This window comes from Ruegeria sp. CK2 (assembly GCF_056536585.1).
The window spans coordinates 1-18,670 of the sequence record NZ_JBQFPW010000029.1; the positions used below are offsets into that span (position 1 = coordinate 1).

The window sequence follows — 18,670 nt, forward strand, 5'->3', positions numbered from 1 at the left end:
TGAACCGATGAACCGATGAACCGATGAACCGATGAACCGATGAACCGATGAACCGATGAACCGATGAACCGATGAACCGATGATACGCCAGGCCCACTCGGCCTGCAAGTAACAGGCTGAATTTATTGCGAATATTGGCGATTTTTAGCCGAGTACTCGGGGGCCGATCAGTTCGTTCCATACCCAACCTTAGAACCCGGTCGCAGTATTGGGAAATACACCAATCCTATATTTAGATAGCCTCCGGCTATGGCGAGCCTGCACCCGTCAGACTTTCGTTTTGTCAACACGGCCTAGGCAGCGCATTGTTAGAGAGTTTTCTGGAGTTTATTCAATTGGTCGGTTACTAAACCGATGGGTTTTCAGAGGGCAAGAAGACACAACCTGACCACTGACCATACAGTCGAGCGGGTTAGTTCAACGTTGGAAGACTTGGTACCAGAGGTATATTGAACGCTCGCAGTTCGTCGCGCCATTGCCCAATATAAAGTGGGATATGAATTGGCTGTCGTTGCTACAACATCACTGCGGTCCGACACACCTACTGGATTTTACCAAACCCATATACATGCACTGTTTTTCGCGATAGAAAACTCAAACCAAAACGCATCCAATTTGGATTGTGAATGAACGAAAATCATTTGAAAGCCTTCGCAAAGAGCTCTCGTTCGATCCACCAAGTAGCGACTACACTCTTACTAAAGAACTTATTGAAGAAAACAGTTACTGTGAAAGCTTTAATGGCCATTTCACACGAGATCTCGCCGGCTATCCAGACGGTAAATAGGTGCATTTGCTACCCAAGACTGGAGTAGTTCGTCTGGGATCTGTCGCACACTCTGTTGAGAGATCAGTTCTTACAATTCACTAGGCACACTTATCTCGCCGACTGAACAAACAGTTGGAATCCGGATATCGTTGCGTTCGAGTTACTGTCTCTTTCGGATCATGTGGGTGGCTTCGATGCACCACCCAAGGTCGCCGGCGCAGATTCAAATGACTTGAAACCACACATGTGTCGGACGTGCCGTTTGATAAACCTGTGACCTTGTTCAACGATCTTTTTTGCGCATTTGGCCCTGATCGTCTGTACTTCGGCCTGACCGTCAAACCGTTTCAGTATCGTATTGATCTTATGAATTCTTGCTGCATTGGCATCACCTTTGTCGATGACGATCTTGTCGGGAATTCCATTTGACGAGAGTGATGGCAAAGAATTTCGTTGCCGCCGGACCATTCCTGCGCTCGGAAAGTATGAAATCAAGGGTGTTTCCCGCTTTATCGACACTCGTGGCCTAGCGGGTGCCTTAGAACGTCAAGACCCAGAGGGTTCTTCATCAAATCAACCCACACAAGGACGAAAGCTCGTTGGGATCGACAGCTCGTCCCGATATCGGCAGTTCATCGGCGTCTGGCCAATCGACGGCCAAGGCGGCTATATGGGAGGCTCCGATCCGGCCTTGCCATAATTGCCATCGCTCCCAGGTTTTGTCCTGATCGCTGCGCACCAAACGTGCAGGATCAAGGCCGACCGTAAAGCTGTCTAGCGGTAAATCCATCCCGCGCGACAGAGCCTTCATGTAAGCCTCTTTGAGCGTCCAAATCGAAAAGAACGCTTCATCGCGCGCGAGGCCTGCACTTTGCGTAAGCAGGTCTCTCTCCTGTCGCGTGAAGTAGCGGTCGGCAATCTCTAGCGGGGCGGGACAGGTGATCTTCTCGACATCCACGCCGACCTCCCGACCGATCGTCGCAGCCACGATGGTCAGGTCCTTGGTATGGCTGAGATTGAACCGGATTTTAGGCTCGTTCTGGGCGACGACAACCGCTGGCTTTCCATAGGGCCCGATCCGAAACGTCCATAAGCGAGGGGGGCGCCCGTCAACCTCTGAGAGGGTACAGCGGGCCAAGGCATGGGCTACCGTGAACGTGACTTCGTCTTCTTTGAACCGGAAACGTCTGGCTCGCGTGCGCTCCTTGTCATCTAGGACCGCAGCGAAGGCGTCGTGATGCCACGATCGGATCCGCCCGGTCTCGATCCAACGCAGAATGATCTCTTCTTGTGCCACAGGCGCGTCCACGAGGCTCCGTCTGTCTAAGTGATAATCTGGATATGTCCGTGGGGAGACATCGGATCAAGTCAGAGATAACCAGATCTCTGTTCATGACCTAGATCAAATTTCACCCTACTGCACGCAGAGAAAACAAAATGCACAATGATACAAGGATTCATTACTGCATAAGCGTTTGAATTTCTCCATCCTTAATCTACTGGCGAAAAACAGCACTTAGGTGTCATTATGAAAAAAATCACCTTATATATAACGGTTTTTTTATCATATTCTATTGCCAATATAATTTTCTATAAAATAGTTTCTAGCTGGTACGAGACGCAACTACTAAATATGCGTCACGATCCACTTACAGGTTGGATCTTATTTTTATTTACAATCTATTCTTTTTCTTTGAGCTTTTTTGTGGTCTTTCCTGCGGTCCAGGCGCAGTCAATTTATTCCGGAGCAATACGAGGCGCCATTCTCGGTTTCGCTACATACGCGATGTTTGATTTCGGACTCTATAGCCACTTTGAAGGGATATCTCTCAATTTCGTGGCCGTAAACCTCACTTGGGGAACGCTCATATCCGCAGCTTGCGCAGCAACAGCTGTATCCGTCGGGATGGCACTACATCCAAAGGCACATCCCGTCTGAACACAGAACAAATGCAACGGTGGTCGATACAGTGTGAAGGACCCTAAGAAGACGCGAATTTAGGCAGACTTAGGGCAGCGACGTCCGCACTGCCACGGGTTTGCCTGCCAACTGCCCATCATTGCCGATGCAATTAAGTGATCCGAAGCAGAAAGACAAACACGCATTCGCAGCCACTCCAATCAACAAACGAAATGAGAAACGAACGATGACAGAAACCATGACACACCCAACAGCTGAAGAAATCGCTCTATTCATGCGTCATGAATTGGCGAGGCAGCTAAATGTAAACCAAGCGGAGATTGATCAGGACACGCCGTTTGTTGATCTTGGTATGAGTTCCCGCGATGCGGTCACGCTGGTAGGTCAATTGGAAGATAAATTCTGCGTTCACATCGAAGCTAGCGCTGCTTGGGACCACCCAACAATCAAAGACATGTCAGCTCACTTGCTCTCATTAGTAAACAGCCGCTGAGACTGCGTCATGCCAGAAACTTTATCAGATCCATCACGCTCGGACGAAGCTTTCAGTAAGAACAACGGTAAGCCAAGCACCGATTTAACCGACCATGCTTTTCTTGCGCACTCGGGCGCGTCACCGGAGGCAATAGCGCACCATTACGACGTAGGAAACAAGTTCTACGCTTTGTGGCTCGATGAAACTTTTAGCTATACCTCTGCTCACTTTGCAGGGGACCCGACACTCTCTCTTCACGAAGCTCAAAACGCAAAGCTAGACCTCGTCCTGCAGATGGCGGGAGTCGACAAACATCCGCAAGAAAGTCTTGCTAATAAGCGCCTTCTTGACATCGGGTGCGGCTGGGGCGGGCTCTTACGTCACGCCCGAAGAAAGGGATTGGGCGAAACAGTTGGCTTGACGTTGTCCCGAGAACAAGAAGCGCTAACTACCGCAGCCGCCGATCCCGGCGTCAAAGTACACTATACGGACTGGCGTGATTTTGAAACTAAGCACCGTTTCGATGTCGTCACCATGGTTGAGGCGATCGAGGCTTTTGTCCGACCAAATATGTCCCGGGAACAACGAACTGCAGTCTACCGACACCTGTTTGAGCACTGCCACGCTCTCACAAACTTGGGCGCAACCTTTGTGATCCAGATGATCACCTATGGCAACGCAGGACCGGAACACCTGGATGAATTCATTGCCGAGCGCATTTTCCCGGAGTCGGACCTCCCAAGGCTTGGAGAAGTATTCACAGCGGCAGAACGCCTGTTCGAACCGATTACGTTATACAACCACCGAGACGATTACGTCCGCACGCTTCGTAAGTGGCTTGACGCCCTGAAAACGCACCGCGAGGAAGCAATCGCTCTTGTTGGCTCCAAGAAGGTGGCTGACTACGAAACCTATTTGCGACTTTCAATGGCCATGTTCGAACGGGGCACTTGTGACCTTATTCGCCTTTCACTCCGGAGAGTTCAAACGCCATGGCTTTAGCGCCCCTTGTCACAGACCCAGAACCAAACGATGATTTCAACTTGGAACCGGACGAACAGCGGTTCAGAAAGTTCGTAAGATTTGGACTTGAAGCAATCGTCAGAAGCCTCAACTCCGGCACCATAGAAGATCGAACGGAGCGTCATCGGAAACTCGAAAAAACGCTTCGAACATCTCCAATCACAAAGGCCGAGAACGCTGCCAATGCACAGCACTACGAAGTGCCTGCAGCCTTTTTCCAAACCGTTCTCGGACCGCATCTCAAGTACAGCGCTTGTTACTTTAGCTCGCCAGAAAGCGATTTGGCCGAAGCTGAAGAAGCCGCGCTTGAACAGGTTTGCAGCCGTGCTCAGCTTAGAGACGGGCACCGGGTCCTGGATCTTGGCTGCGGTTGGGGGGCGACCAGTCTTTTCATAGCTGAACGTTTTCCAGGTAGCAGTGTTGTTGCGTTGTCCAATTCGACCGGTCAACGGCGCTTCATCGAAGCAGCGGCTACGCGTCGCGGTCTTACTAATCTGTCGGTTATTACCACTTCGGTTGCCCAGATGGAATTCGAGGTTCCTTTTGACCGCATCGTGTCGATCGAAATGATGGAGCATGTACGAAACTGGTCGGCTTTATTGACGCAAATGCGAGATTGGCTAACGCCGGAAGGGCTTGCATTCGTCCATGTCTTTTCCCACAGGGAACATGGCTATCTGTTTGACGGCGTTGATGTTACGGCTCAGCATTATTTTACTGGCGGGTTCATGCCCTCCGATCGGCTGATCTATTGTTTTTGCAATGCCATGCAGGTTATGGATCACTGGGCCTTTGACGGAACACACTACGCCCGTACTGCTCGCAGCTGGCTTGAGCGCCTTGAGGCTAACCGAGAGGCAGTGCTCGCGATTTTCGCAGATGCCAACGATGCTTCCACCGCTCTGAGCAACTACCATCACTGGCGGAACTTCTTTGCCCTCGTCGAGGAATCCTTTGGCTTCCGAAGTGGCAATGAATGGATTGTTTCTCAATACTTGCTCACCCCGCAGGAGCGAGGAGTCGTCCGATGACTTCACCATCCACAACTGGACGGTTATCCGTTCAAGCGCCAGATCTTGTTTCCGCGTTCGCTGAAGCCGCTGAAACAATCCCAAACAAAACCGCTGTCACTTTTCTCAGAAATGGAAAGACAGTCTCTGCACAGCTCAGCTATGCAGATTTGATGGACAGGGTTACAGCTATCGGATGCGGAGCAAGTGAATTAGCCCCTGCAGGCTCGCGCATTCCACTTCTGATGCGCTCAAGTGAAAACTATGTCGCGGCACTTTTCGGTCTGATGGCTGCAGGTCTTGTTCCAGTTCCGCTGTTTCCTCCACGAGGCGATCGTCAGATCGAACGGATCACAGGCATCCTCGCCAGCTGCGAACCGGCATTCACACTGATCGAGGATGGCCAGGACGACCGGGTCCGAAACGCGCTCCCACTGGAATTGCAGGCGGTGCCTAGGTACTCTGTGGAAGCACTCATTGCAATTGGAGCCAATGGTCGACTTGCTGATCTCGAGCACTGCAAACCTGCAACAACCGACCACGCGATCATCCAATATACTTCTGGGTCCACTCGGAATCCGAAAGGCGTTTCCATTGATCATGATGTTGCTCTCGCAAACATTCGCTGCATTTTTTCCCGATATGAGTTTACCGAAAACGGAATTACAATTGACTGGCTGCCTCCGTATCATGACATGGGGCTATTCGGGTGCATCCTCACGCCATTGCTGCGCGGAGGTGGCATCGTCAAAATGCCGCCTGAAGCATTCGTTGCACGTCCTTGGAGGTGGCTCGAAGCGATTTCCAATTTCGGCACTGATCGCCAAGTGTACGCCGGCGGGCCGAATTTTGCCTATGAGAGCTGCATCCGTCAGGTTTCTGATGCACAAATGGAAAACCTCGATCTTTCGCCTTGGTTTGTCGCCTACAATGGTGCTGAGCCGGTGCGGGCTCGAACCCTAAAACGCTTCGCATCCCGCTTCAGACACGTTGGTTTCGATAGTCGGGCTTGGTTTCCATGCTATGGCATGGCCGAAGCGACCTTGATGATTTCCGGTCCTTCACCGCGGGCTGCGCCACCAGTATATCCCGTTTCACGTTCCCGGCTTACAGTCGGGTGCGCAGAGCCAGTGCCGCCCGACAATGAAACCGCCGAATGGGTCGTACCTTGTGGCCGGGTAATTGACGGGCACCAACTTATTATCGTTGACCCGAATACGCATGAACGGCTTCCGGATGGAAGGATCGGCGAGATCTGGTTTTCCGGTGACAGTGTAGCGCGCAGCTATTTCGAAAATCCGGAAGCAACAAGAGAAACGCTGAAAGCCAAAACCGCTGACGGAACCGGTCGGTACCTGCGCACAGGCGATTTTGGTTTTTTGCGCGACGGCTACATTCATGTAACGGGTCGTATGACCGATCTCATCATCATCGATGGGCAGAACCACTACCCGAACGATCTTGAGGGTGATGTCGAAGAAACGCTTACCGGGCATCCCATCCATAAGGTTGCCGTTTTTGACATTGAACGCGCAGAATCCCGAAGCGAAATCATCGCGATCGTTGAGTGGGGACGCGCCGGGCGGGAATCCATTCCCGACGCAATCCGAGATGTTAGGAAATTGATCTTTTCACGTCGTGGGATTCCTATTGACCGGATTCTGACTGTGGAACGGGGTGCTATTCCTTTGACGTCCTCAGGCAAAGTGCGCCGCGCAGAGACTCGTCAACTTTATCTGAAAAACCAACTGAAGCTTGTTTGGAAAGATCTCAAGTCCTCCGAAAGAGAGCTGACAACTTAAGCAGCAATATGAGGAGCTTCGCGCAATGAAGAATGAACCGATTGCTGTTGTTGGCCAGGCTTGCCGCTTTCCAGGTGCATCGTCTCCGGATGCCTTATGGAACCTTCTGATCACGGGGGGCAGCGGCATTTCAGACGTTCCAGACGACCTGCCGTTGGAACCACTCTCTACGCTTCATCGCAAAGGGCTGAGCTCGACAGCACGAGCTGGAGTTATTGACCAATCCATCGAGTTCGATGCGGGTTTTTTCCGGATATCCCCTGAAGAAGCCATGGATCTCGATCCGCAACAGCGTCTCATGCTCGAGACGACCTGGCGGGCATTTGAAGAGGCCGGTATTCCACCATCAAGTATGAAAGGTACCGACAGCGGTGTCTTTGTGGGTGGATCGACCATTGAGTACGGTGCAGCACTTCAAGTTTTAGGTCATCGACCTAACCAATTTACTGGTACAGGCGCCTGCCTGTCATTGCTCTCCAACCGTATTTCCTACGTCATGGATTTTAAAGGGCCGAGCTTCACTGTCGACACGGCATGCTCATCTTCATTGGTTGCTCTCCACAACGCAGTCCGTGCTATACGGACGGGTGAATGCGAATTTGCCGTGGTCGGTGCGGTAAACGCTATCAACTCACCATATGCGTTCCTCGGTTACAGCCGTGCACAGATGATTTCACCTCGTGGGACCTGCGCGACCTTTGACGAAAATCGTGATGGTTTCGTCAGGGCAGAAGGATGTGGAGTTGTGTTGCTCAAACCATTTGCCGCTGCCTTGGAAGACGGGGATCAAATTCTTTGTTGCATCTATGGCTCCGCGATCAACCAGGACGGATTGTCGAACGGATTGCCAGCTCCAAACGGGCAAGCCCAGACTGCCGTCATCCGCTCTGCTCTCGCTGACGCAGGTTTGACACCCAACGATATCGACCACGTCGAAGCCCACGGCACTGCAACCCCTCTCGGCGACGAGATCGAGGTCGCTGCTCTTGAACGCGTGTTTGGAGACACGAGGGCAACGGGTCATCCTCTCGTGCTAGGCGCTGTTAAGACGCAGCTAGGACACATGGAAGCCGCCGCTGGAATGGGTGGATTGTTGAAGGTGATCTCATCATTAAATGCTGAAGTGATACCACCCGTATCGGGAATAGAGCGCCTTTCGAAAGTATGCCGGGATGCCGAACCAGAAATTATAGTGCCGCGTGAACCACGTCCGTGGCACCATCAAACGGACCGTCAACGCTTTGCTGGTGTGAGCGCGTTCGGCTTCGGCGGCGCAAACGCTCATGTAGTTTTAGGAGACCCACCGGAGGTTGCTGCAAGAAAGACGTCCAAACCCCTGGCCAAAGCGGTCTTCGGGGCTCGTTCTGCCATTGTACTTCCTTTTTCTGGACGAACAGAGAATGCGCGAGCTGATGCCGCTGAAGCATACGTGGAGCGGCTAGGACGCCCGGATGCCGATGACAACCTCCGGGCGATTTGCCACGCGGCTGGTAAGACCCGTGAGCACTTTTTGCACCGAGGCGCCGTGTTCGGCAGAGGGCGAGATGCACTCCACACTAGCTTAACGGCTTTCTCTCAGAATCCTGCGGCTTCGGGGGCCGTTCGACAAATCTGCCTGACCAAGGCACGGGTTGCATTGATGCTTCCCGGTCAAGGATCTCAGGCACTTGCTATGGCAAGCGGGCTACGTAAATCGAGTCCGGCCTTCGCCAACCATTTTGCCAAGGCACTAGAAGCGGTTGACGCCCACAGATCCGTCCCGTTGCTGGATGTTCTCGACGGCTCAGACCCAGTGCCACTCAATCGAACTGAGAATACCCAATCGGCCTTGTTTGTAGCCAACTACGCTCTGGCTAGATTGTGGATGTCAGTTGGCATCTCTCCAATGGCTCTTATCGGTCACTCGATAGGCGAAATAGTTGCTGCCACAATCGCGGGTGTATTCGATCTTGAGGCAGCTGGTCGGCTCATCGTTCGGCGGGGAGAACTGATGGGTGCCATTCAGATCTCGTCCGGTATGCTGGTAGTCAAGGCAAATGAAGAACGTGTACGGGACCTCATTGCCACAACCGGGGACCAGATCGACATAGCAGCTGTCAACGCCGACGATGAATGTGTGGTTTCAGGAGAGGCGAAGGCCCTTGAAGCCTTTCAGACAGCGGCGAAGAACAGTAACTTTCTGCATAAACCCCTCAAAGTCTCTCATGCCTTCCACTCCCGCGTGATGGACGAAGCCTTGGTCGATCTGGAACATGAGTTTCGTTTGGCCTGCCCAAAACCGGCATCGATCCCGATTGCCTCCAATGTGACCGGGCAGCTCGAGTCAGACGCATTTGCAGACCCTGCTTACTGGGTGAAACACACCAGACAAGCTGTTGCCTTCAATGCAGGCCTCAACGCAGTTTTGGACGCTGGTGCTAATGTTATTCTGGAGGTCGGGTGCCAAAGCACACTTGGCCATCTGGTGGGGCGTCTTAAGCGAACAGAGCTACCGACGGTCATCAAGACGCTTGATAGCGGACGTTTGGAAGATGACGTGGCGTTCGCTCGAGCCGTCGCAACTGCGCATATTGCCGGCGCACCGATTGATTGGGGCGTTCTATACGGTGGACCTGTCCGGCGCGATCTCAAGATCCCTCCTTACCCATTTCAACGCAAGAGATACTGGCGGCCAGACTCACTGCCTCCATATGTGCACCCAAGCCACAAGAGTGCTGACGTAAGCACTCATCATCCCCTACTCGGGGCACCAATTGAGATGCCCAATGGGTCAAAAATCCACGTTACACAGCTTCGCCTTGATGATCACCCCTATCTCGCCTCGCATACAATCGGTGGCAAGGTCATTTTTCCAGCAGCCGCATTCATAGAGATGATGCGTGCAGCCCTGGCCCGAGAAGAAGGTACGGACGCTGTACAGGTGAACAACATCACAGTGTCGCGTCCGCTGTTACTAACAGAAGACGGAACTCGACACTTGCGCACAATTGTCGAACCGATTGAAGGCCCCGATCATGCAGAATCCGGCCTCCGAAGCGTGCGCATTCTCAGCACCGCAGATCAAACGCCTATGAAATGGATTGAGCATGCCCGCAGCGAAGGGTGCGAACTCAAAGAGGTGCCGATCCCGTTACCAATTGACGTATCACGGCTTGCAAACGCCCATGCAAATGCTCTGAACGGTGACGCAATCTATGACAATGTTGCCGCCGAAAACGGCCTTTCGTACGGGCCAGCCTTTCGAGGTCTCAAGAAGCTCTGGGAAGACCCTTCTGCTGAAGACGGCACAAGAATGGTAGCCTATTTGGAAGTCCCACCCCCAGCAAGAATCAAAGATGGGACATTCGGGCTCCATCCGGCTCTTCTCGACAGCGCATTCCACGCCTTTGTCGGTTTCATGTTGGGACGCGCGTCGCGAAGCGCTGCGGTTGTAATTGCCGGGATGAAGCGCATTCGCATATTGCGCGAGGGTAACAGCTCAGCTTATGCGGTCTTGAGGCACTACCAAGCCAGTAGCGATGACGCACAGGATTGGTCAGAGTGCGAATTTGATTTCGCGCTCATCTCTCCTGATGGGGATCTCATCGCGGAGGGTGGCGGTGTTCGCGTTCACTTGTTGAATCAAGGCTCAATGGCCAGCGGCTCGGTAGTTCGGGCAATACCGTCTCCCCCCTCCCCAAGAGGACAGAACGGTCCTGATCCCGCTGAGGCGATCCTCGCCGAGCGCCGATGGCGTGAACGCCCTGCGACTTCGCCCGTGCTTCCGTCAACCTCAGAACCCATACAGATACTATCGGAAGATCCTAGTTTGGAAAAAACGCTTGGCGCCTTGATTTCTCAAGCGGCTCCAGGTCTCGTTTCACCTACCAGACAAGGTGATGGTGCAGTTGTCCTGCTCATCAATGCAACCGAAGCGGAAAATCGGTTGCAAACTGCCAGCACAGCCTTTCAATCCTTCTCGCGGTTGCTGAAAACCTGCCGTGAACGCTGCAACTCCACCATTGTCGTGGTAACCCTGTCCAATGGATCGCAGTCTCCTGCAATAGCGATATCGGAAACCGCCGCCGCGATCTGGGGGGCGGCACGATCACTCCGTTTGGAGCCAGGTTCACCTAGTCTGGTCCTTCTTGACACGCAGAAGCTTAACTCAACTACCGTCAATGAAATCCTCTCCGTTCTGAACGATCCAGAAGCACCTAATGAACTTGTTGTTAGGCATGAACGCTCCTTCGCCCGTGAGCTAGTGCCCACAGCCACTGATGTTGCATCCAGAACTCCACACACAACACGTCTCTGCGTGGGTCAGCGCGGCAGGCTCGACAATCTGTTAACTGAAACCACAGAGCGCCGCACTCCAGCTCCCGACGAGATTGAAGTCCGCGTTGTTGCCTCGGGTCTCAACTTTCGCGACGTTTTGAATGCGCTTGGTCGATATCCAGGAGATCCCGGACCAATTGGCGCCGAGTTTGCGGGCATCGTGGTTGACATCGGTCGGGATGTCAGTGGCACCCGCGTGGGCGACCGGGTTTATGGTATCTCACTTTCAAGCTTTGCTGGGCACGTCACAACGCCCGCCGCTCTGACCGCGCCGATTCCAGCTCGGCTTTCGTTCTGTGAGGCAGCGACTGTCCCGGTTGCATTTCTTACAGCACAATACGGTCTTCACCATGTTGCCAAGCTTTCTTCTGGCCAACGGATCCTTGTCCACTCGGCAGCCGGCGGTGTTGGAATGGCTGCAACACAGATCGCGCGCAGAGCTAGTGCTGAGGTTGTCGGGACGGCAAGCCGGTCAAAGTCCAAGGCGATCGCACAGGACCTCGTCGCCGTCCACAATTCTCGTGACACAAACTACAAGGCAGACATTGCGTCCTGCTTCGGAGACGGGTCAATCGATGTCGCTCTGAATTCCCTGACCGACCAGCATATCCCCGCAACATTGTCGCTCCTGCGTCCAGGAGGCACTTTTCTAGAGATAGGCAAAGCAGAAATACTCAGCGCTGACGAGTTAAGACAACACGGTGAAGATATACATTACCATCCTTTTGATCTTGCCCAGATCTGCAACGACACACCAAATATTATCACGCAGATGTTCGCTGAACTAGCGTCCGGTTTTGCATCTGGAGACTTAAAGCCACTGCCGTACGAAGCCTTTTCATTTGATCAAGCGGAACAGGCATTCCGCCACATGAGTCTTGCCCGCCATACTGGTAAGGTCGTGATCAAAGCACCTTGGGCAGAGGCCAAGGATTTCGCACCCACTGCAGCGTTTGCCCCGGCGCAGATCGAGAAACGCACTTGGATTGTTACAGGTGCAACTGGCCACGTTGGTCGGCATGTGGCTGCCGCGCTGTCGGAGGCTGGTGCCAGTGCCGTAGTGTTTACCGGTCGTCGGAAGGGGTCGGACGAGGTTACCAAAGCGTTCGCTTCTCTTGCACACGCGGACACAACAGTTCGGTACGTGGCAGCAGATCTCTCCGATCCTACCGTAGCCGCCGACACAATCACTGCGACGTTACAAGACTTGCCGCCGCTTGGGGGGATTGTACATGCCGCCGGTGTTTTGGACGTCCGCCCCGCTGACGAAGAAAATGAGACAAGTTTCCAAGAGACTTTCTGTGGTAAGATTACCGGCCTTGATACAGTTGAACGCTTGGCAACCCTTCAAGACGATGTTTTCGTTCTCCTCGTTAGTTCATTTGCCGGGGCGTTCGGCTCCCCCGGCCAGGTCAGTTATTCAGCTGCCAACGCAGTTCTTGACGCAGCGGCGGCAAAGTTAGTTGCCATGGGACGACCTGCCGTAAGCCTTGCGCTCGGCCCTGTCGACGGTGGCGGTATGGCACAAGCAATGAGCTCAGCCATGCGCTCAGCCATGGAGCGACAGGGCATCCGCTATGCCGATCCAACCGCAATAGCCCAGCACTTGATCTCTGCGATCCGATCCGGGACCGGTGAACTGATGGTTGGGGCAGTCGAACTCAAACAGTTCTCCACTGCCATCAAACCTCGAGCCGGAAGAAACGCGACCGTAAAGACAATTGACGCCGCAGACGCGGGCATAACCTTGGCCCCGAAACCGAGCAGCAATGGTTCAATGGAGGGCACCCTTGCCCTCATACGAGACCGAATTCGCATAATACTGCAGTTTTCAACCGTCGATGAAGTTGATCCAGATCTTCCCCTTGCAGAACTCGGCCTCGACTCTCTTGGCGCCTCGGAACTGATCACGTCGCTCGAAGAGGAATTCGGAGTTTCAATACCCGTTGATGCTCTTTTCGGAGACGCAACCGCACGCCAACTCGCCAAAAGTCTGGATTTAAAGACGTTGGCAAGTGCTCCAGCAAACTCAGATGCAATAGGAGGTAAACAAAGCCAATGTTGACCGAAACCAACCCGACGAGCGCGCGGTCGAGCGCCGTCTTCAAACCGCCTTGGATCAAACCACCAACATCCGATCTTTCTATCCGTGAAACGATAAAAGTCGCGGGTGAAAACAGACTGATGATGATCCCCGAGGCCGCGTATCACGAGCCGATCATTTCTGGTAAGCGCCTAGGGCGCCCCTGGCACATGGTTACCTATCCTGATGGGATGCGCCATGTTCTGAGTGAAGCCCTCGATAACTACGACAAGTCGGCGATCATGCTCCATCTTTTACGACCCACGCGGCACGGAATATTCCACGCCAAAGGTCAAAAGTGGCGGGTTCAGCGCAGTGCAGCCTCTGAAGTGTTTACTCCCCGTTCCCTGGAATCGGCCACAGGAGAGATTGTGGTTGCAGCAAAAGCTCTGACCCAGCGGCTTCTGTCCTCCGGACCAGTAACTGACCTATACCATCAGATGGTGCTAACAAATTTCGAAATCATCTGCCGACTTGTAGCCTCACAGCCCGAAAATTTTGATGCCGTGCGTTTTTCCTCTGCGATCAACGGATACATGGAAACAGCTGGGAAATTTAACGTACTGGACCTGCTACCTTGGCCGGTTTGGCTTCCTAAGCCGCAGCATTTGATGGCCCGTCACCATTCTCTTTATGTACGTCGAGCGGTAGAAAAAGAACTCGAGGCTGTTAAACGCGGAGTCAGACCTTCCGTATTCATAGAGAACATTTCTAAGGCGATTGATCCCCAAACTGGTAAAACGCTCGATCCGGTGGAAATTCGCGACACCGTCCTGGCATTCATCCTGGCAGGTCACGAGACCTCTGCAATCGCACTTTCCTGGGCGCTAATGCTTCTCGCCTCCGATCAGAACATTCAGGAAGAAGCTCGGGCCGAGGCAATCTCCGTCGTCGGCACCGGAGGTCCAAACATCGGTGAGGCACCTGGGCGCTTACCTCTGTGCCGGCGCATACTCGATGAAGCAATGCGTCTCTACCCACCAACCCCACTCATATCCAGGGTGGCAAACAAGGATGACGAACTCCTCGGTCGCCGTATTCGTAAGGGGGACCGCGTTTTCCTTCCAATCTGTGCCCTTCATCGCCATTCGTTGCTATGGGAGGATCCTCATGCCTTCCGCCCGGAACGTTTTAACCAGCGACCAGCTCGCTTTACGTTCCTTCCCTTTGGAGGCGGCCCCCGCGTATGCATTGGCGCATCCTTGGCTTATCGGGAAACAGACATCATCCTTGCCGCTCTCCTGAGCCAGTTCAAGTTCGAAACGGCAGACCGTTTACCTGAACCGGTCGTGATGATGACGCTGCGGCCAAAAGGTGGAGTTCGCGTAAAAGTAACTCCCTTGAACGGAAAACCGGCCTGATGACAGGGATGCCTGTGCGCAAAGAGACACTTGCACCTGGTATGCCGGTTGCCGTCGTAGGCGCCGGCGCGGCCGGTCTTGCGGCTGTCCGCGCTCTATCCGACCGCCATCCCATCCTGCTGTTCGAGCCGCAGAGCCATCTCGGCGGGCATGCCAACACGTTCCTGGTTCCAGACGGCCCTGACGAAGGGCTGGCCCTTGATGTCGGTTTCATGGTGTTCAACCCCACCAACTATCCAGTATTGACACGCACATTCGAAAACCTGGGCGTTGAAACCCAGCCAGCTGAGATGTCTTTCGCATTCGAAGACGCGCACAGAAACTTCGCCTACGCACTCAATTTCCAAAATGCCGGACAACACGCCGCCTCTCATCGGATCGTTAAGTCTGCCCGAGCGCTGTCTCCTCTCCTCAAGCCAATTATCGCGTTCTTTGAAGCTGGCAACAAGGATCTTGCCATCGGCATCGATCCCGCATTGCAGTTGCGATCCTACCTTAAGAGGATTGGAGCTTCAAAGGCACTCGCAAGAGACTATGTCTATCCAATGGGGGCAGCGATCTGGTCATGCAGCATCGACAAAATCGGAGACTACCCTGCCCAAGCGTTGCTATCGTTCTTCCAGAACCATGGGCTTCTCACCTTCGATGACGGACCACAATGGCTGAGCGTGAAAGGCGGTAGTCGGACCTATGTTGATACCATTGGCCGAGAAGCAAAAAACCTCAAAGTCGTCAACGAAGCGGTAACCCGAGTTGGAGAGACCCGATCAGGTGTCATGATCGAGACTGTTTCGGGACGCCGCTTCGAAGCGGCTGGCGCAGTGATCGCCACGCAGGCGGACCAGGCCCGTGCACTTCTCGAAGCGCCCGGAGAAAAACTCGACGGTTTACTCTCGGCCTGGGAATATACCGACAACACCGCGATCCTGCACACAGATCCCCGGGCTATGCCGCGCGACCGAGACCTGTGGGCCGGCTGGAATCACCTTGCACATAAAGCATCCCATCAAAGACGATATTCGTCCGCCTTTAGCTACTATCTCAATCGTTTGCAGTCACATGACGGAACGGCTAACGACTATTTCGTCACTCTTAACGCGCAGAACTTAAATGAGATGATCGATCCAAAAAGGATTCTGGCGCGCTACGCATTTCGCCATCCTCTCTATACCGCTAAGTCCTTAGCAACTCAGAAAGAGCTTGCCGAAAACACCTGGGGGCGGGTGCGTCTGTGCGGCAATTACTTCGGCCATGGTTTCCACGAAGATGCCTTTCGGTCTGGGATCCAAGCGGCCGAAAGTCTCATCGGCCTCGACAATTCCATTCCGCAAAAACATCTGTAGTACAAGATAGAAAGAGGTTGGATATGATAAACACTGCTATGCCCCCTGCGGGTTTCTATCGTGGTGAAGTCATCCACGCTCGTACCCGGCCTACGCGCCACGAATTCCGTTACAACGTCGACTTTATCGTACTTGACCTGCCGGATCTGTCTGCGTTTGCAGCCGCAAAACCAGTGTTTGGACGCAATCGTTTTGCACCAATCTCTTTCCATGATAGGGACCAATTGGTGCCGTCACCCGACAGCGTTACGGCACTAGACAGACTCAACCATGTTCTTGTTCAGGCAGGCAGACCAACGGTCAAATCCGCTCGCCTAGTGACATTTCCACGTTTCTTCGGTTTTGGCTTCAGCCCCGTGAGTTTCTGGTTCGATGCCAGCTCACAGAGCTGTGCACCCTTACTGCTAGAAGTCAACAACACATTCGGAGAGCGCCATATCTACCACCTTAGCGCTGAAGTATCACGATGCCATGTTATAGATAAAACCTTTTTTGTTTCCCCTTTTAACGCCACGCGAGGTAGTTATCACGTTCGTTTTGCTCCTTTTGACGGCAGATTTTCCGCACGAGTCGATCTAGAGGTAGAAGATCGTCCACTCCTATTCACAACTCTAAGGGGGCAATTTAGCCACGCGTCACGTTGGTCTGCTACTACTGCCGCGGCGCGCTGTCTTGCTTCTGGAACAACCGCATTGCCTTTCATCTGGCTTCAAGGACTAAAGCTTCGGAAAAAGGGCTTAAAGCCCCTTATGCGCCCGAACTCCGTGTCGATAGACACCCTCGTTAGTGAACCGCCACGCACGTATAAACGGCATCAAGACCATTGACGGCAATGCTCTGCCATCTTTGAGTGTCAAACTCTGGGCCAGTGGCAGGCATCCAAACTCAACGTAGTGTATCAGTATTTGGATGCTAAATTGCATATCAACAGGCCTGTCGCAAAACTTGTCAATTGAGTGTCATTTGATGTTTGGTTGCTGAAAAATACGCTCCATTCAGCTGTGTCGCAAAAACTGGGCTTCGATTGACGAAAGCGCGTGTCATGGTGCTGTTGCTTTCAATTCATTCACTTTTGCCGCTTTGACACAAGACAGTGTGGACAGAAGAAAGACGCAGGCAGCGCTGGAAGCTGGTGCCACTGTGCTGACCTCGCTACAAGTGATCGATAGCACCGTGATCCACGCTCATCTTCAAACAGCAGGTTCAAAAGGGAATACCGAGACAGGTTTTCGAGCATTCTCGCTTTGGCTTATCGACCAATATCCACTTCCTCGTCAATTCGTACGGTCTGTCCATAAGAACGGAAACAACGTTCGACCAGACTTCAGATTATTTGGGCTTTGATCTGGTCATGGCCGACACTCTGTCCGTCCCAATGTGTTGCTGGTGGATCATGGCTATGATGACGGCAGAAACAGAGCAGATCTGAATACGCGTCACGTCTCGCCCGTTATCTCAATGCGAAAACCTCGCAAAAAGCACTTCGGCGGCGACCGCTCAGTTTATCGCCTGCATAATCGGGTTAAGAGCTGCTTGAAGATGTTATGAAACGCAGGCCGCGTGGCCACTCGCTGCTATAAGGCCTTGAAGGCGTCCGGAGCTTCATCGACATCACATCCGGTCGGCTTTGGCTCCGACGTGTTGTCAACATGACCTGGATTTCATTTGAGACCCCACGCGACGCCATTGAGACTGTGAGCTCCACAATCCGACTTCATTGTCAAAAGTTGTTGTGGCTAACTAATCCTCCCAGAACAGTCCACTTCCTGTTTTGGGCGAACATGACACTTGGGAGTTTAGCTAGTGAGTCGCTCGAACCAACTACTTCGGCTGGATGGCTCAATACATCCCGGAAGAAGAACACTCGATGCGTTCGCTGGCGTGGACTTGCCCTTTTCGAGTGAAGCTAAACTCCAAAGTGTTTGCGGCTGTGCTCAGATCCAAAATCCCGAAGAACCAGCAAGAAACTTCGAAATGCTGAAACCCTCAAATACATGGTTGTAAATCTCTCTTGGCTCCAATGGAAAACAAACCTAAATCTGTAGAACTCTTCGAGTACTCTACCCTTGACTTTGAATGTCAGCATCAATTTGACGCATTTTCGCAAGCAGCCGCCCCTATTTGTGACCTTAAGAAACCCCGTTCTATCAATAGCGGTTTTCGTGCTAAGTTTTCAGCTTTCGACCTCGGTGGGATAGATATTATTGATTGGGAGGTTGATCCAACTAATAGCGAAAGAACGAATGATCAGATCAGAAAGACCGATCTCGACAATTGGGCAATCTGGTTCGTTCGGAGTGGGCGCTTTTACAATGAGTACAATGATCGTTCGGTAAAAGCAAAAACAGGGGATTTAATGCTCGTGTCGCATGCACAACCATGGAAATCACGTTGGGAAGGACAGAGCTTTGTGTCTATAGGACTTAATCGTGATAAGTTTTCCTGGATGGCGCCATCTCTTGATGAAGCCAATCGTTCGGTGCTCAATGGCTCCCTGACGGGGTTGCTTAGAACGTTTATCTCGACACTCGTCGATGAAGCACACAAAATATCCGAAGATCAAAAA

At 52.8% G+C, this 18,670-nt stretch carries 13 protein-coding genes and 1 pseudogene; 11 read left to right on the top strand and 3 right to left on the bottom strand.

Annotation, left to right across the window (positions count from 1 at the left end; all coding sequences use genetic code 11):
* Positions 1–181, bottom strand: a 181-nt coding sequence (locus tag ACR0BU_RS23990; RefSeq protein WP_480739425.1) for a hypothetical protein, incomplete at its 3' end; no start/stop codon positions are given.
* A 294-nt stretch (positions 182–475) separates the two neighbouring features.
* Between ACR0BU_RS23990 and ACR0BU_RS23995 the strand changes: the two genes are divergently transcribed.
* On the top strand, positions 476–589 hold the full coding sequence (locus tag ACR0BU_RS23995; RefSeq protein WP_480739423.1) for an FRG domain-containing protein: 114 nt from the start codon (positions 476–478) through the stop codon (positions 587–589).
* 340 nt (positions 590–929) lie between these two features.
* Here ACR0BU_RS23995 and ACR0BU_RS24000 read toward each other — a convergent pair.
* Both ACR0BU_RS24000 and ACR0BU_RS24005 read right to left on the bottom strand, forming a co-directional pair.
* Positions 930–1,289 (bottom strand): annotated as a pseudogene (locus ACR0BU_RS24000) (DDE-type integrase/transposase/recombinase); the annotation flags it as partial.
* A 48-nt stretch (positions 1,290–1,337) separates the two neighbouring features.
* Positions 1,338–2,066 (bottom strand): 4'-phosphopantetheinyl transferase family protein, encoded by a 729-nt coding sequence (locus tag ACR0BU_RS24005; protein ID WP_299085716.1) that lies wholly within the window; start codon positions 2,064–2,066, stop codon positions 1,338–1,340.
* Positions 2,067–2,297: 231 nt separating this feature from the next.
* Here ACR0BU_RS24005 and ACR0BU_RS24010 point away from each other — a divergent pair, with 231 nt between their 5' ends.
* The 10 genes from ACR0BU_RS24010 to ACR0BU_RS24055 all read left to right on the top strand — a co-directional run.
* On the top strand, positions 2,298–2,708 hold the full coding sequence (locus ACR0BU_RS24010) for a DUF2177 family protein (protein ID WP_480739421.1): 411 nt from the start codon (positions 2,298–2,300) through the stop codon (positions 2,706–2,708).
* Between the two features lie 208 nt (positions 2,709–2,916).
* Positions 2,917–3,183: an acyl carrier protein gene (locus ACR0BU_RS24015; RefSeq protein ID WP_299085714.1), complete on the top strand. Its 267-nt coding sequence runs from the start codon at positions 2,917–2,919 to the stop codon at positions 3,181–3,183.
* Positions 3,184–3,192: 9 nt separating this feature from the next.
* Entirely contained in the window at positions 3,193–4,167 is a 975-nt protein-coding gene (locus ACR0BU_RS24020) for a class I SAM-dependent methyltransferase (RefSeq protein WP_480739420.1), read from the top strand.
* Positions 4,168–4,208: 41 nt separating this feature from the next.
* Entirely contained in the window at positions 4,209–5,219 is a 1,011-nt protein-coding gene (locus ACR0BU_RS24025) for an SAM-dependent methyltransferase (RefSeq protein ID WP_480739418.1), read from the top strand.
* Complete coding sequence (locus ACR0BU_RS24030; RefSeq protein WP_480739417.1) at positions 5,216–7,000, top strand: fatty acyl-AMP ligase; 1,785 nt, start codon at positions 5,216–5,218, stop codon at positions 6,998–7,000. Before ACR0BU_RS24025 ends, ACR0BU_RS24030 begins: the two co-directional genes overlap by 4 nt.
* Before the next feature lie 25 nt (positions 7,001–7,025).
* Complete coding sequence (locus ACR0BU_RS24035; RefSeq protein WP_480739416.1) at positions 7,026–13,382, top strand: type I polyketide synthase; 6,357 nt, start codon at positions 7,026–7,028, stop codon at positions 13,380–13,382.
* Positions 13,376–14,761 carry a cytochrome P450 gene (locus ACR0BU_RS24040; RefSeq protein ID WP_298938201.1) on the top strand — a complete coding sequence of 462 codons (1,386 nt, stop codon included), beginning with the start codon at positions 13,376–13,378 and terminating at the stop codon, positions 14,759–14,761. The genes ACR0BU_RS24035 and ACR0BU_RS24040 overlap by 7 nt, the downstream gene beginning before the upstream one ends.
* The gene (locus tag ACR0BU_RS24045; protein WP_298938203.1) at positions 14,761–16,104 is read left to right on the top strand and encodes an NAD(P)/FAD-dependent oxidoreductase; all 1,344 of its coding nucleotides are present in this window, start codon (positions 14,761–14,763) and stop codon (positions 16,102–16,104) included. The genes ACR0BU_RS24040 and ACR0BU_RS24045 overlap by 1 nt, the downstream gene beginning before the upstream one ends.
* A 38-nt stretch (positions 16,105–16,142) precedes the next feature.
* Positions 16,143–16,931: a DUF1365 domain-containing protein gene (locus tag ACR0BU_RS24050; protein ID WP_480755775.1), complete on the top strand. Its 789-nt coding sequence runs from the start codon at positions 16,143–16,145 to the stop codon at positions 16,929–16,931.
* Between the two features lie 1,193 nt (positions 16,932–18,124).
* Positions 18,125–18,670, top strand: a 546-nt coding sequence (locus ACR0BU_RS24055; RefSeq protein WP_480739413.1) for a hypothetical protein, incomplete at its 3' end; no start/stop codon positions are given.